This window comes from Sporomusa malonica, assembly GCF_900176355.1.
GTDB classification, from domain to species: Bacteria; Bacillota; Negativicutes; order Sporomusales; family Sporomusaceae; genus Sporomusa; species Sporomusa malonica.
In genome coordinates this window covers 88,139-103,903 of sequence record NZ_FWXI01000004.1, presented here as the reverse complement: position 1 = coordinate 103,903, position 15,765 = coordinate 88,139, and the positions used below count along the sequence as shown (strand labels likewise).

Genomic DNA, 15,765 nt, shown 5'->3' with positions numbered 1-15,765 from the left:
GAGGCTCGGCGCAAGCCGTGTTTTCTTTAATCCAGCTATTGTCTTTGTTTAACAAACCGCCTGATGCGATTCAGGGCCTCTGAAAGATTGCTGATGGAAGAGGCGTAAGAGCAGCGGATAAAGCCTTCGCCACTTTCACCAAAGGCATCGCCAGGGACGACTGCCACCTTTTCGGCTTTCAGCAGTTCTTCTGCAAACTGCATGGAGGTCAGGCCGGTTTTTTTAATTGACGGGAAGATATAAAAAGCACCTTTGGGTTCAAAGCAGGTTAAGCCCATACTGCGCATACCCTCGAGCATCAGCTGGCGGCGGCAGTTATATTCGGCCACCATCTTTTCCATCTTATCTTTGCCATGCCGGAGTGCCTCAAGCGCACCCAATTGGGCGGTAATGGGAGCACAAAGCATGGTATACTGGTGGATTTTATTCATGGCAGCAATAAAGTCAGGATTGGACAGTGCATAGCCGATACGCCAGCCGGTCATGGCATAGGCTTTGGAAAAACCGTTTAACAGGATGGTGCGGTCACGCATATCAGGCAAACTGGCAAAACAGGTATGGGTGCCATGGTAAGTTAAGTCAGCATAAATCTCGTCAGAGATTACAATAAGGTCATGTTTCTTGGCAAACTGAGCAATAGACTCCAGTTCTTTTTTCGGCATAATAGCACCTGTCGGGTTATTGGGATAGCCGATTAAGAGTGCCTTGGTGCGGGGACTTACCAGCTTTTCCAATTGCTCCACTGTGACGCGGAACTCATGCTCAATGGCTGTTGGCACAGGCACAGGCGTACCGCCTGCCAGCATCACGCAGGCCTTGTATGATACATAACAGGGCTCAGGAATAAGCACCTCGTCTCCAGGGCTTAAAAGGGCGCGTATGGCTAGGTCAAGTGCTTCACTGACACCAACAGTGACTAAGGCTTCTGTGCGTGGGTCATAGATTACGTTATAGTTGCTCGCAATCGTCCGGGCAATTTCTTCTCTGAGTTCTAAGAGACCATAATTTGAGGTGTAGGCGGTGTAGCCTTTGTGCAGACCGTGAACACAGCTTTCCCGGATATGCCAAGGGGTAATAAAGTCAGGCTCACCAACACCAAGCGAGATGACGCCTTTCATTTCAGCGGCAATGTCGAAGAAGCGTCTGATGCCTGAGGGGGGGACAGCTTTAACAGTAGGGGATATGCGGTCAGCCCAAGTCATGGCGACACCACCAGCCGGTGGTCTTCCTCGCGGTCATTAATGATGACACCGGCATATTTATACCGTTTTAACATGAAATGGGTGGTTGTGCTGATTACGCCGTCAATGGTTGACAGTTTGGTAGAAACAAACTGTGATACTTCTTTGAGGGTTTGGCCTTCCACCATGACGCTTAAATCATAAGCGCCTGACATGAGATACAGGCTGACAACCTCAGGAAAGCGGCAAATGCGCTCAGCAATAGCATCAAAACCAACTTCGCGCTGGGGCGTGATTCTAACATCAATCATGGCCGTTACTCGGTCTTCGCCAGCTTCTTCCCAGTTAATAATCGGCTGGTATTTAACAATAACCTTTTCATCCTCAAGGCGTTTGATCTGAGAGGCAACCTCTTCCTTGGAGGTTTTGAGCATAGCAGCGAGGTATTCAATGGGTTGAGTACAATCTTTCTCTAATAGTTCCAACAGCTCTTTCATAAGTAATATCCTCCCTAAGTTTGTAATGAAAAATAAAAAATCCCGTCCTTAAAAAGGACGAGATTATAATTCCCGCGGTACCACCTAGCTTAGCCATAAAGGCTCACTTTGCCTGTTAACGCCAGGTAACGGTAAAAGCTTACTTGATTTCAGCCTACAGCTCAAGGGTGGCTTTCCCAAACCATCTTCCGCCGGTTTTCACCCTAGCCGGCTCTCTGGGGGTAAGATAGCGTTGGTACTGTCCCTGTCATCACAATACTCATGTTAATTTGTAAACATAGTAACACAAAAGAGAGCCCAAGGCAAGTCATACGAATCAGTTTTTCTAGATTTCTTTGCTCATATCCTTGATTAGCTTTTTTATCTCTACCTTTTGTGTCAATAAGCCGTTTTGCACTAGAAATTCCTGTGTTTTTTCCAAATCTTTGATATCACTGTCGGTGATGGCAGGATTAAAATCATACCAGCCATACATTTTTTGGACATCTTCTACTGAGATACCTGTCTCGGCGGCAGCAATACGGTATACCTCTTCTGGATGGTCTTTCATATAGGCTAAGCTTTGCTGGTGAACCTTCATATAACGCTTAACAGTGTCCTGGTTTTCTTGCAGAAACTTACCCTCTACGGCGATGACAATGGTAGCGTCCAAGAGGCCCTCGCCAGTGGCAATCACCCGGCCGCCGGCTTCTATGGCTTTGGGTACAGCCGGTCCGGCAACAAGAGCTGCATCGGCATCGCCAGACATCATGGCTGTAACACCTTGGGGAATGCCCATGTTGACAAACTTGACAGCATCACCAGCCAGACCCTGCTGTTTGAGCGAAGCCAGGAGAAGTTGGTGGAGTATGGTGCCTTTAGGACCGGCCACTGTTCGGCCGTTGAGGTCAGCCACTGTTTTGATGGCCGGATTTTTGGCCATGATGACAAAGGCTTTGGGGGCTCGGCTATACATCCCAATGATTTTAATATCAAGCCCATTGGCTGCTGCCAAAATGGCTGAGGTACCACCCAGAGCATTGCAAAAGTTCAGTGAACCTGACGCTAACGCAGCTGTCATCTTAGGCCCTTCGGTTATTTCAGGAAAGGCAACCTTAGTATTGTCTTTAGCAAATTCTTTTTCGAAAAGCTCAAGTTTTTTCTCGACAATGGAGGGCACATTGAGCGGCAGTTTGACATAGGAGATATTTACAGTATCCAGCTTTTTAACCACCGGCTGGCTCGGTTGGCTGGTGCCGCAGCCGGTAATTGTCATGATAAAGACGGTTATCAGCAGTATTGAAGTTAGTTTTTTCATTGTAACACCCCTTTTTTAGGCTATTTAACAGATCAAAGACAGATCATCTGTCCATTATTGCCTGTAGTACTTGGGTTCTGATTTCATAAAACTCTTTGGAAGCTGTATCACGGGGATAGGTAAGCGGTACTGAAAAATCCCGGAGAATACGTCCTCCCTCCATGACAATAACCTGCTGGCCCAAGAGGACAGCCTCGTCAACATCATGGGTAACAAACAGAATTGTCTTCTTGGCAAGTAGAAAAATGTTGACCAGCTCTTTTTGGAGGCTGGCTCTGGTAAATGCGTCCAAAGCACCGAGGGGCTCGTCCATCAAGATGATGTCAGGATTGTAGCAGAGGGCGCGGCCAAGTGCTGTCCGCTGAGCCATACCTCCGGAGATTTGGGCAGGATATGCTTTTCTGAAGTCTTCCAGATGAAGCATTTTCAAATAATGCTGCACTGTCTGCTGTACCTGATCATGGTCCTGCTCTTGCAGCAGAGCAAAGGCCATATTATTCTCTACCGTAAGCCAGGGCATGAGCCGCGGTTCTTGAAATACCAGTCCGATTTTGGCATTTGGCGGGTTAAAACCCATTGTACCGCAGCTTTTTGGCTCCAGGCCTGCGATAAGCCTAAGCAGGGTTGTTTTGCCGCAGCCACTGCGCCCAACTATGGTGACAAACCGGCCTGTTTCTACAGTCAGGCTGATATCAGATACTGCCGGTACCTGCTTATTTTCAATGATATAGGTTTTACCTACGCCGCTAAGCGTTAAAGCCATCATAAGTCTGCCATCCCTTTTGCCCAGGGCATGCCATAGTGGGTTAGTTTCAAAAACAGATAATCAATAATATAACCGATGGTACCAATGGTAAAGATGCCAATAATAACGATGTCTGAGCGTGAGATTTGCTCGGCGTCAAGAATCATATAGCCGATACCAGCTGATGCTGCGACAAGTTCGGCGCCAATCAGTGCCCGCCAGCTGTACCCAAGCCCTAGGCGCATGCCAATAATAATGAAAGGTAAAGTGGCAGGCAAAATGATTTTGAGAAATTTGTCGCTGGCGCTCAAGCCAAAAGCGTCACCTACTTCAAGCAGTTTTTTGTCACACTGGCGAATACCATTTAAGGTATTTAAGAATACCGGGAAGAACGAGGCAAGGATAATGACAGCAAGCTTTGAGGCTTCGCCAATGCCAAACCAGAGAATAAGCATAGGGATGCAGGCCAAGGGCGGAATATGCCGGATAAATTCGACCGGTGGATTGATGTAAGGCTCAAACTTCCGGTTCATGCCCAGCAGAACGGCAAGTGGAAAAGCCAATAGGAAAGAAAAAGTAAATCCGGAAATCACCCGGTAAAAACTGATGGAGAGGTGCTGAAAGAGTGTGCCTTTATCCAGCAGTGTGAGCGCTGTAGCAAATACCTGCTCAGGCGGCGGAATAATGTAGAAACTGACAAGCTTGAGCTTAGATACTATCAGCCAAAGCAGCATAACGCTAGCAGGAATGAGGAGGCCTTTGATGAGGTTCATGAGTACATATAGCTCCTTTTCGGGGATATTGGATAAATTCGACATTCCTGCATAGATATTCCTGCAAAAGGAGCAGAACAATCTACAAACCACTCTTCTGATATTTATTTGGCAGACAGCAGGATTCCACAGAATTCTACTAGAATAAAATTCATTTGGATCAATCAGTATTGGTTTTAGGTAAGTCAGAAAGGAGGTGGCGTAGGTGGGGCGTGGCGACATCGAAGGAGCCCTGTTGGTTTTGTTTTTTTTCGCTATTGCTGTGGCTACGCCGCTTGCTAGTTTCCTTATTAGCAAACAAAATAGCAGTGTATTTTTTTCTATCAGCTGGCTGGCCTTATGTGCTGGTACCAGTTTATTCGCCCAAATGGGAATCAAGAGTGTTTTTGTTGAGGCAACACTTTTTTGGGACTATATCACCCTGGTTTTTACATATCTTTTGCCAGCAGCGCTGTATAGCTTGATTGACCAGAGTTTAAGCCAGGGCAGCCATAAATGGCTGGCTCGCATGTCAAGGCTGCATATTGTTTATGTAGTAGCGGCACTAGTCGGGGTGGCGGCCAATATAGTAACTGCTGCAACGGCTGTCAATGTTTTCGGCAGTATAACAGCCATTACTGGCCTCTTTGTCTTTGGCGTTGTTGTTAAAAAGGCGATACAAGGGAATCTCTCTGCAAGGATAATTGCTGTAGGATTAAGCCTGCTAGCCGTTTCTATAGACGCCTCACTGCTTGCTAAAGAGGTGGGTATTGCTTGGCCTGTACACTATACCCCGCACTGGGGGCTTGGCATAATCATTTTAACTTTTTTGCTGATGCTGCGGCTGCAATTATTAGCAGAGATTTTGAGCAACCGAAAAATATTGGCAAGGACTTGGCGAAGTGTAAGCAGTACAGGTTGTCCTGTAGAGCTGCGCGGCCATAAGTCTTCGAATGGTCAGGCTGAGCAGGCTTTGCCTTCAGAGCAGCTGAAACAGGCAGTGACAGGTAGTAATTATCAGTCCGAACAGGCAATCGTCACTGAAGACAAAATTACTTGTTTTGCGCATGAGATAAATTCGCCGCTGGGGACAGGTATTATGACTGCGTCCTATCTTAGTCAAGAAGTGGAAGACTTAGCCCTGTTATTTAAAGAAGGTGCAATAAAGAAGTCAGATCTGGAAAGACATCTTAACTTATACAGTGAATCAGCCGATATTATACTTGCCAACCTTCAGAGTGCTGCCGAAATAGTTAAAGATTTCCGCAAGTCAGCAGCTGGGCAGCAGGCACAGCAGAGACAGACTTTTAGCATAAAAGCGCAGGTTAAACAGGTGCTGCTGGCATTAAAGCCCAGGCTCACACAGGCTGGGCATCAAATTCAGTTGAATTGTGGTGCCGACCTAAGAATCAGCGGTTTTCCTAATCTCCTCTCCCAGGTCATTGCCAACCTGGTACTGAACTCACTATTCCATGGCTATGACCAGGGCGAACAGGGGAGCATTGTTTTGAATATATTTAAAGAAGATAATATGGTGGTATTTGAGTATTCAGATGACGGTAAAGGTATGAATGAGGATACGCTTGCGCATATCTTCGAGCCACATTTTACGACTAATCGCGAGCACGGCAGTACTGGACTCGGGCTTAGTATTGTAAAAGAGATAATCACGGCAAAGTGTGGCGGAACGATTGTGTGCCATAGTACTGAAGGCAAGGGTGTTATTTTTACAATAAGGCTTCCAATAGGAGAGTTGAGTTAATGAATAATGAAACAGATAAACTGATTTTTGGTGCAGACAATGATGACAGCCTGCTGGTATTTTCCCCTGAACATGAGGCAGGCGGCAGCAATACATGGAAAGTAATGATTGTGGATGATGATCGGAGTATTCACCAGGTTACCAAGCACATCTTAAAGGATTTTACGTTTGAGGGAAAACCATTACGATTTTTCAGCGCGTATTCGCCAGACGAAGCCATAGAATTGGTGCGGCGTAACCCTGATGTGGCTGTAATGTTGTTAGATGTTGTAATGGACGGGGATAAAGCCGGTCTGAAGGTGGCCAGATTTATCCGGGAAGTACTGAATAACCGCTTGGTACGGATTATTTTAAGAACAGGTCAACCGCAGGAAGCGCCAGAGGAAACGGTTATTCGCGATTATGATATTAACGATTATAAGGAAAAGACCGAGCTTACGGCCCGGAAATTAACAACTACCATGATTGCATCACTCAGATCCTATCGTGATATTGTCAGCCTGGATAATAACAAGAAGGGCTTGGAAAAAACGTTGGAATCTGCGGCGGCGTTACTTGAGGCTCAGTCCTTAAAGCGCTTGGCATCTTGTATCCTCACCCAACTGCTGTCTATCTTAAGTATAAACCCCCACCATAATGCGGAAACTATTTCCGGTCTGGTGGCAGTCAAAGAAGCGAATGGTGAATTTTATATACTGGACGGCACTGAGAAATACTGTGGTATGGTGGGGTGTCCGGCTAGGCAAATGGCTGCAGGCGATCTTGAGGAAATCATTGATAAAGCGCGTCAGAGCAAAAAAGGCATCCATTTTGACCATTGCTTTATTCAATACTTTCATGGCAAAAATCAGCATGAGACCTTTATTTATTTGGAAGGATTAAACAGTTTAACAGACTGGGAAAAAAACCTGATTAACATCTTTGGCATGACTGTGGCGGCTACTTTTGATAACAGCTTCCTCGCCCAAGAAATTGAGGATACGCAGAAAGAAATTATTTTTACATTAGGAGAGTTTTCTGAGGCTCGTTCTAAAGAGACCGGAAATCATGTGCGGCGGGTTGCTGAGTATTCTAAACTCCTTGCTTTGAAATATGGCTTGCCGGAAGATGAGGCCGAGCTGATCAAACTGGCATCACCTATGCATGATGTCGGCAAACTGGGTATTACCGATACCATCCTCAACAAGCCTGGTAAACTGGCACCAGAGGAGTTTGAGGTGATCAAGGCACATGGTGTATTAGGCTATGAAATACTACGGAGCTCCAACCGCAAGATTATGAAGGCTGCTGCTATTATTGCCTTGCAGCATCATGAGAAATATGATGGCACAGGCTATCCTGACGGCCTTAAAGGCGAGGATATCCATATTTACGGTAGAATAACGGCTATTGCTGACGTGTTTGATGCGTTAGGCAGTAATCGGGTCTACAAAGCAGCCTGGCCGCTAGACAAAATCCTCGAATACTTCGCCAGTGAAAAGGGGATACATTTTGACCCTAAGCTTGTTGATATATTCATGGAAAACCTTGAAGAATTTTTGCATATTAGGGATACTTTTAAGGATATGTAATACGGGAATGGGATTGCCACGCTGCACTCGCATGACTTGAGGGTTACTCTCAGGTTGTCATTCGAGCGTTAGCGTGGCAATCTCGTTTTTTGCATTGACACATAGTTTTGTTTGGCGGTAAACTACAATGTGTAGTAATGTTTACTGGGAGGAGAACTATTTATGGCTGATTCGCAGCAAAAGCGGGAGGGTTTTTCATCTGGGTTGGCAGTGTTTTTTGCCACATTAGGCAGTGCTGTCGGTCTGGGAAATATCTGGAAGTTTCCCTATCTTACTGGGCAATTTGGCGGCGGGGCGTTTCTGTTGGTCTATTTTATTTGTATTGTGCTTGTCGGTCTGCCGGTAATGCTAAGTGAGTTTTACCTGGGGCGAAGCACTCGAAGAAATGCTGTTGGGGCTTTTGAAAAGCTCAAGCCGCACAGCGCTTGGCGTTATACTGGTGTTATGGCTGTGTTTGGCGTTTATTTAATCATGTTCTTTTACAGCTGTGTTGCCGGCTGGGTCTATTTGTATCTGTTTAAAGCCGTCGCAGGAGACTTTGCCGGGATTACCGCCGCGGCTGCCAAGGCTCAGTTCGGCAGTGTTGTTGTGGGGCCGCTAAGTCCGATTATTTGGCAAGTTATTGTTATGGCTACTGTTTCCTCAATTCTTATTATGGGGGTTAAGCAGGGCATTGAACGTATTACAAAAACCCTTATGCCGCTATTCTTTATACTCATTGTGCTCTGTGACATCCGGGCTTTGACGCTGCCTGGCGCAGGGGCGGGAATCGACTTTTTATTCAATGTTGATTTTAGCAAGATTACGCCACCTGTCATTCTGACGGCGCTGGGCCTTTCGTTTTTTAAGCTGTCGCTGGGGATGGGCACAATGGTAACTTATAGCAGCTATTTTACTCACGATAACAATTTGTTTGGTACAGCCGTTAAAGTCGCTTTCTCAGACACCTTGGTCTCGATGCTGGCAGGTTTGGCTATCTTTCCAGCAGTGTTTTCGTTCGGTATGGAGCCAGGAGCTGGTCCTGGTCTTCTATTTATGACAATTCCACTCGTTTTTTCGCAAATGCCGCTAGGCAGTGTCCTATTAGTAGCCTTCTTCTTTTTGGCGTCCATTGCCGCTACTACGGCAATGTTATCGCTGGTAGAGGTGCCTGTCGCCTATTTTGTTGAGGAAAAGGGTTATGGACGGAAAAAGGCGGTAGCTATTAATGCAGTCGTTATTTTGGCGTTTGGCGCATTAGCCGCTTTGTCTGCTGACAGTTCGGCTCTGCTGGGTAAATATACGTTATTTGACAAAGGATTTTTTGACCTCTTTGATTATATCTCTTCAAACATCTTAATGCCGGTAGGTGGTCTACTAGTAGCTCTATTTGTTGGTTATATTGTTAAAAAATCCGAACTGCGCGAGGAAGTAACCAATGGCGGTGCAATTGCGGCAGGGCTGTTTGATCTGTTTTACTTTATTGTCCGCTATATCACGCCTGCGCTGCTATTCCTGGTTTTCCTAAACTCCATTGGTGTGGTAAAATTGTAAAGAGAGACTTAGCTTCAGCTGGGTTTCAACCCGGCTGAAGTTTAGTCGACCTAATCCAGGGACTTAGTCGCTCTTAATTCCTGTGGAGTTTTAGAGCGACTTGGTCATCGGATAAATACCGCTGGATGCACAACGGGGACGGTTTCTGACTTAATAGCAAGTCAAGAACCGTCCCCTATTAATAGGAGGCGACTAGATTGGTTAATCTTCAATATCTATACGAGTGGTTTCAAGGCTATGTCCAGGCATATTATACGGAAGATAAATTTATCATGGACAGAGTGTTGCTCAAAGAAGGGCACAGCAAAAGGGTAGCGGCCAGTTCGGTAAGTCTTGCCGGTTATTTAGCGCTGGATGCCAGGCAAAAGTCAATTGCTGAGGTTATCGGCCTGCTCCACGACATCTCGCGGTTCCGCCAAGTTACTGAGTACCGTACTTTTGTTGATGCCGACTCCTTTGATCATGGTGACGCAGGCGCAGCCGAACTTACCCAAAACAGCATCCTGCAGGAATTTACTGCAGCTGAGCAGGCCATGATTGGTTTTGCCATTATCAATCATAATAAGATGCTTATTCCGCCTGCCTGCCCGGAAACAGAGCTTTTCGCAAAAATCATCCGCGATGCCGACAAACTGGATATCTTCCGGGTTCTGCCGCCGATACAGGCTGATCATGACTATTCTCCCAAACTGATTGGACAGCTAAAACAAGGCGGCGTGTTAGCCTACATTGATGTTAAGACACTGGCTGACAAGCGGCTGATCAGGCTGAGTTGGTTTTATGACATCTACTTTGACTGGACGCTAAAGCAACTGGTAGACGAAGGCTATCTGGAACGCCAGTTGGCCGCGTTGCCGGATAATGAGGACTGCAGTGTGATTAAGGCAACCCTGAAAGCGTATATTGCCAAAAGGCTGGCAGGTACCGCCATCATTTAAGCAGCGGTGTAAGCCGCCCCTGGTGCAGGATATGCAGATAATACATGGCCCGGGACAAGGCGACGTAGAGCAGCTTGGCATCATAAAAATCGCTGGTGAATTTCTTGTCTGAGGCATTCCAGATAATGACGCCGTCAAACTCCAGCCCTTTAGCGAGGATGATGGGGGCAACGGTAATGCCCCCGTGATAGCTTAATGCGCTGGCGGTGATGACATTGAGGTTAGTGAGGTGGGGGGCTGCTGACTGCAGGCCTTCATAAAGTTTCTGGCTGTCGGCTTCGAGTTTGGTCAGTATGCCGATCGATTTGCAGCCTAGTTTTTGAAATTCTTCAATCGTTTCTATGGTACGGGTTAGTGCTGTCATGGCTGAGGGCGCCTGCTCAATGACAGGCTTGCGGCCAATCTCGTAGACCGGGATGGCTTTAGACCGGCCGGAGGGGATAACCTTGTTGAACAGGTCGACAATCTCTTTGGCTGAGCGGTAGCTAAAGTTGACTTCATAGTAACGGCATTTGGCTTCGTCAAATACATCTTTGAGTAACGCCTGCCAGCTGGTAAGTCCCCGGTCGGTATGGATGGCCTGCGACATGTCGCCCATAATGGTGAAGGACGTGTTGCGGGACAGGCGGGAGAGGACAATGTATTCTAAGAGGTTGATGTCCTGCCCTTCGTCAACCGCAATGTGGTCAAATTTTTCGACATGGGTAAGGCCGTCTAAGAGCAGCTTGAGATAGCATAGCGGCGCTAAGTCGTCCCGCTCGACAAGACCAGCCGCAAGGGTTGTCTGTGTATGGGCTGAAAGCAGCTCGACATCTACGCCGTAGGGTTTGACTTTGCGCCAGGACTGTTTGTCTTGGATGAGCTCAGCATAACCGTCCAGCAGTCCAAGGAACGGCCATTTGGCAAAATGCTGTTCAATAAATTTATCACCTTCGGCAGCATAACGGGCTGCCGTTTTTTCATCAGCCCGCGCTTCACCCCGTTTAACTCTTGCTTCATAAACCTCGACAAAGTTTCTTACCCGGAATCTGATGTATTTTTGCAGTGACCGCAGCCGCTCATTATAGGGAACACTGGCGCCTTCTACTACTTTTTCCAGCTGTTGCTCCCGGTTGATGATAAGTTGGCCCTCAAACAGGCTGATTTCTTTTAGTTTTAGGCAGAATTTCTCCAGGCGCTTGTCTAAGAAGATTTCCATGACCTTTATAAACTCCGGCGTGCCTTTCCACCTGGCTACCGTGGCGAGCGGCTCAGAATCGGCGATTGCCTGACTGATGTCAGGTTCAATTTGCATAATGGCAGCAGCCAGGTCGGGGAAAGTCGTTTGCTTAACATCTTGGGCGTCAATTTCAGGCAACAGGTCAGAGATATAGTCGAGAAAGATCTTATTGGGCGCAACAATAACCAGCTTTGCCGGGTTGAGTTTTTCGTTGTATAGGAGGTAAGATAGGCGGTGCAGCCCGATGGTGCTTTTACCTGATCCGGCCACCCCTTGGATGATGGTGACTTGGTTTAACGGTTCACGGATAATCTGATTTTGCTCTGAGCGAATGGAAGTGACGATATCCTTCAAACGATCGCCAGCACCCTTTAACAGGCGCTCCAGAAGAAACGGGTCAGCAATGAGCGATTCTTGCTGGCGGGACATAAGTTTGCTCAAAATATTGTCTTCAGACATGGAGATAAGCTGTCCATCCTCAATCTTGTATTGTCGCTTGAGCTTGACATCTCCAGTGTAGGTGTAGCGGTCAAGTACCTCGTAGCTGGCACGCCCGTCCTGGGCTTCATAGAAAATGGTTGAGACAGGGTCACGCCAGTCAAAAACCAAGATATCCTTGACACTTTCAATATCAAGTTTAGCTACTTTTGTCCGGCCAATATAATATTGATCGAATTCTTCGGCACCGTCTTCGCGAAAGTCCACCCGGCCAAAATAGGGGTTATCCAGTGCTTTAGCAATATCGGACGCCTTTATGGCATGGTCGCTTTTCATTAGCGAGTGAACATAGGCACTCACCTCGTCCTTTTTAGACAGTGACTGGTTAATTCTGTGTACACGGTCGTCCATATCATTCTCTAAATCTTTAATAATCTGTTTCATGGCTTCTATAGTATCGGCCAAATGCTGCTGTTCAGCAGGAAAATCAGGATGGTTGCTCATATATTTTACCTCACGTTATCTTAACATTATCTGCAAGTCTGCTAGAATATTATAGGACTATGTTATTATGGTTGGCAAGCTATGTTGTAATTCTTGCTAAGTATTGGCGAGTGGGAGTACTATAAGAGTTTGATGCAATTATTTGCCTGACTGAGTGCATACAGGTTAGTAATCCTTAAAAATGTATACTGAATAGATACATATAATCATAAAGAACATTACTGTAGTACAAAAAGAAAATTACCTTTGAAATAGTATTGTATATTCAGGATGACATGCTATAATATAATATAATTTCATACTAAAATATGGCGAAGAAGCCAGCGACACCAGGGGTTTGACCCATTGGTGCTGCTGGCTTTTTATTTTTACCGAGAAGGGGTGGCGTAATGGAATTATCAATTCATTCATTAGCAACTGGTATCGACACAGTTTGGGTCCTCTTATGCGCAGCGCTGGTGTTTCTGATGGAGGGCGGCTTTGCGGCCCTTGAGGCCGGCTTTGTCCGTAGTAAAAACGCATTAAACATTATTATGAAAGTTCTTATGGACTGTACTGTTGGTATTTTGGGGTACTTTGCCCTTGGTTTTGCCTTAATGTATGGCATTGACAAGGCCGGTATTATTGGCTGGTCCGGTTTTTTCTTAAAAGGGGATATGGAGTATTTAGGATTAAAAATACCTGTATACGCGTATTGGCTGTTTCAGGCAGCATTTGCTATCGCTATGGCGACCATTGTGTCAGGTGCTGTGGCTGAGCGGATGAAGTTTATGCCATACTTAGTGTTTTCGCTGGTAGCTACGGCAGCCATTTATCCGATTGCGGGACATTGGGTTTGGAGCAGCGGCGGCTGGCTGTACAAGCTTGGGATGCTGGACTTCGCCGGCTCAGCGGTGGTACATTCCTTAGGCGGCTGGGCTTCTCTGGCTGCGGTACTGGTGCTAGGACCAAGAACAGGTAAGTTTGGTAAAGACGGCTCAATACATGTACTGCCTGGGCACAATTTGCCGTTGGCGGCGTTGGGGGCTTTCTTACTGTGGTTTGGCTGGTTTGGTTTCAATCCCGGCAGTACGTTGTCCGGGCTTGATATGAACATTGCCCGCATTGCAGTAAACACAAACCTGTCAGCTGCTGCCGGTGGCACAATCGCTGCAATCTATACAGCAGTTAAATGGGGCAAAGCCGATCCCAGTATGGCGATCAATGGTGCATTAGGTGGACTTGTCGCAATTACGGCTGGCTGTGCTTTTGTGGAGCCGATCAGTGCCATTGTTATGGGCGGGATTGCGGGTATGTTAGTAGTATTTGCCGTACCGTTTTTTGACCGTCTCAGGGCCGATGACCCTGTTGGTGCAATTGCCGTGCACGGGGTATGTGGCACGTTCGGCACCATTGCTGTCGGGGTATTTGCCGAAAATGGCGGCTTGCTCTATGGCGGTGGTTTTGGTCTACTGGGAGTTCAAACTCTTGGTGTAGTTGCTGTATCAGTGTGGGGCTTTGCGGCCACGTATGCCTTGTTTGCTTTCTTAAAAGCGACTATCGGTATACGGGTCTCAGTGGAAGAGGAGATTGAAGGCTTGGATATGAGTGAACATGGTATCACAGCATATAATGACCTTGAGTGCAACCCGCTCGCAGCCATTAGTCCTGTGCCCAGTATTGGGACATTACCAGTGGCCAAGCACCGGCTTGCCGAGTGAGACGTTAGCTAAAGCCCCCTATCGTAGCTGCTTTTATGCTACGATAGGGGGCTTTTCATTTTATCTGGAGCTCTGCTCGGGGTTAATCCAGCCAAGAGTCTTTTTAAATGGATGTTGCTGATTAGATTGCTTTGCGGTAACACGCCAGGCTGTAATAGCCAATAATATTCCCAGTAGGGCAGAGGTCAGATCGACACCAGCAGTCATCCAGTCATTGCGGGCAATGGCTGCTGGTAAGCCAACATCAGTTGTTAGTGCATTAATCACCGGCAAGCCAATACAAAGACCTGCAGCAATACGAAGCTGCTCGCTCCAGGCTTGTAGTGGCGAACGGTAAAACGCATGAAACAACGTAAGAAGCCAGGCAATGAAAAAAAACGTTATTTCGGCAGAGGCCCTGTCATTAAATCCTAGCGGCAGTAACCGATTGGCCCACAAATACGCGGCGCAGGCAATGGTAATGCCGGCAACAGCCGTAATATTTAGCGCTTCTATGGCACGATACATATATTGGGTTAACTCGGTGCTTCGGCTATAACGGTTACGGCGTTTGACCGTGAAGAATACCAATCCGGTGGCAATCATAACACAACTGACTAGTCCAGCCCCGAAATATAGCCAGGATAGGGGATAACCGCCAAATCTGGCTATATGTAAACCAACCAGTGACCGGTAGATCTGAACATATTTGTTCCAGGTTGTCTGACTGCCAAGCAATTCACCGGTAACGCCATCAAAAGTGGCCCGGGAGCTGATGGCGACAATGCTATCATCAATTTTCCGGAAAAAGGTGACGACCGACTGCCGGTCACCGGGATTATTTACCCGGATAAATGAAATACTGCCTTCTCCCAGTTCTTTTTCAGCCAGCGGCAAGAGCTGGGTCAGTGGTACCAATTCTCCCGGCAGATTGGCGCGGGGGCGGTCAAAGTTCTTGGCGGCAACAGCATAAGGGCCGTTCCAGGAGCTGCCGTACAGTACCTGGGGTACGACCGGCAGCAGCATAAAGAAGGTTATCGTTAGGCCGGTATAGGTAATCAAAAGGACAAAAGGCAGGGTAAACACTCCGGTCATGGTATGGACGTTAAGCCAGGTTCGTCGCCAGCGCAGGAGGAAAAAATCTTTAATGACCTGTGTGCGAATAGCAATGCCGGACACTAGTGCTGCCAGCATTACCACTGAGGCTAAGCTGACCAGCCATAAGCCAGCCTTGCCGCTATGTAATTCAAAATGAAAGTGGGCAAAGAAATGCCCACCTTCGGTGTCGCGTACTTTAAGAACAGCCCCGGTCTGAGGATCAAGATGTCGTTCCAGCGTTGCTTTGCCTTTTTTCCAGCCAATCTCCAGATCGGGTTTGCGGTTTTGTGGTAGGGCAATTGTCCAGGTATCGGCCTGGGGCGCAAGTTGACGCAACTTCAGTTCAGCTGAGGACAGCGCTTGGATAGGCTGGACCTGGTTGCTCCTCAGGCTGGGCTGCATCCAATGTGTCAATTCAGGTTCAAATACTGATAGTGTACCAGTCAAAAAGATGGCGAACAACAGCCAGCCAAAAACTAGTCCGGCCCAGGTATGCAGCTCACTCATCGACTGAGTAAACGTTTGGGTTATTTTTGATTTCGTCATTATGG

General features: G+C 47.1%; 12 protein-coding genes and 1 other annotated feature. Of the genes, 5 read left to right on the top strand and 7 right to left on the bottom strand.

The genetic code is table 11. The features are described 5' to 3' along the window. Nucleotides 1–35: 35 nt before the first annotated feature. From B9A22_RS05740 to B9A22_RS05720, 5 genes are all read right to left on the bottom strand, one after another. Entirely contained in the window at nucleotides 36–1,202 is a 1,167-nt protein-coding gene (locus tag B9A22_RS05740; RefSeq protein WP_084574759.1) for an aminotransferase class I/II-fold pyridoxal phosphate-dependent enzyme, read from the bottom strand. Next, nucleotides 1,199–1,678: an Lrp/AsnC family transcriptional regulator gene (locus tag B9A22_RS05735; protein WP_084574758.1), complete on the bottom strand. Its 480-nt coding sequence runs from the start codon at nucleotides 1,676–1,678 to the stop codon at nucleotides 1,199–1,201. The genes B9A22_RS05740 and B9A22_RS05735 overlap by 4 nt, the downstream gene beginning before the upstream one ends. A gap of 50 nt (nucleotides 1,679–1,728) precedes the next feature. Beyond that, nucleotides 1,729–1,938: a binding site (T-box leader), on the bottom strand. A gap of 65 nt (nucleotides 1,939–2,003) precedes the next feature. Continuing rightward, nucleotides 2,004–2,975, bottom strand: a complete 972-nt coding sequence (locus B9A22_RS05730) for an ABC transporter substrate-binding protein (RefSeq protein ID WP_084574757.1) — start codon at nucleotides 2,973–2,975, stop codon at nucleotides 2,004–2,006. 43 nt (nucleotides 2,976–3,018) lie between these two features. Then, nucleotides 3,019–3,741: an ABC transporter ATP-binding protein gene (locus B9A22_RS05725; RefSeq protein ID WP_084574756.1), complete on the bottom strand. Its 723-nt coding sequence runs from the start codon at nucleotides 3,739–3,741 to the stop codon at nucleotides 3,019–3,021. Then, nucleotides 3,738–4,493: an ABC transporter permease gene (locus tag B9A22_RS05720; protein ID WP_084574755.1), complete on the bottom strand. Its 756-nt coding sequence runs from the start codon at nucleotides 4,491–4,493 to the stop codon at nucleotides 3,738–3,740. The genes B9A22_RS05725 and B9A22_RS05720 overlap by 4 nt, the downstream gene beginning before the upstream one ends. Before the next feature lie 205 nt (nucleotides 4,494–4,698). Between B9A22_RS05720 and B9A22_RS05715 the strand changes: the two genes are divergently transcribed. The 4 genes from B9A22_RS05715 (at nucleotide 4,699) to B9A22_RS05700 (ending at nucleotide 10,276) form a co-directional block, all read left to right on the top strand. Continuing rightward, on the top strand, nucleotides 4,699–6,234 hold the full coding sequence (locus tag B9A22_RS05715) for a sensor histidine kinase (protein WP_084574754.1): 1,536 nt from the start codon (nucleotides 4,699–4,701) through the stop codon (nucleotides 6,232–6,234). Beyond that, on the top strand, nucleotides 6,234–7,805 hold the full coding sequence (locus B9A22_RS05710; protein ID WP_084574753.1) for a response regulator: 1,572 nt from the start codon (nucleotides 6,234–6,236) through the stop codon (nucleotides 7,803–7,805). Before B9A22_RS05715 ends, B9A22_RS05710 begins: the two co-directional genes overlap by 1 nt. Nucleotides 7,806–7,967: 162 nt before the next feature. Next, nucleotides 7,968–9,338 (top strand): sodium-dependent transporter, encoded by a 1,371-nt coding sequence (locus B9A22_RS05705; RefSeq protein ID WP_084574752.1) that lies wholly within the window; start codon nucleotides 7,968–7,970, stop codon nucleotides 9,336–9,338. A 197-nt stretch (nucleotides 9,339–9,535) separates the two neighbouring features. After that, entirely contained in the window at nucleotides 9,536–10,276 is a 741-nt protein-coding gene (locus B9A22_RS05700; protein WP_084574751.1) for an HD domain-containing protein, read from the top strand. On the opposite strand, the gene B9A22_RS05695 is transcribed toward B9A22_RS05700, so the two are convergent. After that, nucleotides 10,269–12,437 carry a HelD family protein gene (locus tag B9A22_RS05695; protein ID WP_084574750.1) on the bottom strand — a complete coding sequence of 723 codons (2,169 nt, stop codon included), beginning with the start codon at nucleotides 12,435–12,437 and terminating at the stop codon, nucleotides 10,269–10,271. The genes B9A22_RS05700 and B9A22_RS05695 overlap by 8 nt on opposite strands. 389 nt (nucleotides 12,438–12,826) lie before the next feature. Between B9A22_RS05695 and B9A22_RS05690 the strand changes: the two genes are divergently transcribed. Then, the gene (locus tag B9A22_RS05690) at nucleotides 12,827–14,137 is read left to right on the top strand and encodes an ammonium transporter (protein WP_084574749.1); all 1,311 of its coding nucleotides are present in this window, start codon (nucleotides 12,827–12,829) and stop codon (nucleotides 14,135–14,137) included. Nucleotides 14,138–14,197: 60 nt separating this feature from the next. Here B9A22_RS05690 and B9A22_RS05685 read toward each other — a convergent pair whose 3' ends face one another. Further along, complete coding sequence (locus B9A22_RS05685; RefSeq protein ID WP_084574748.1) at nucleotides 14,198–15,760, bottom strand: PepSY-associated TM helix domain-containing protein; 1,563 nt, start codon at nucleotides 15,758–15,760, stop codon at nucleotides 14,198–14,200. Between the last annotated feature and the right edge of the window lie 5 nt (nucleotides 15,761–15,765).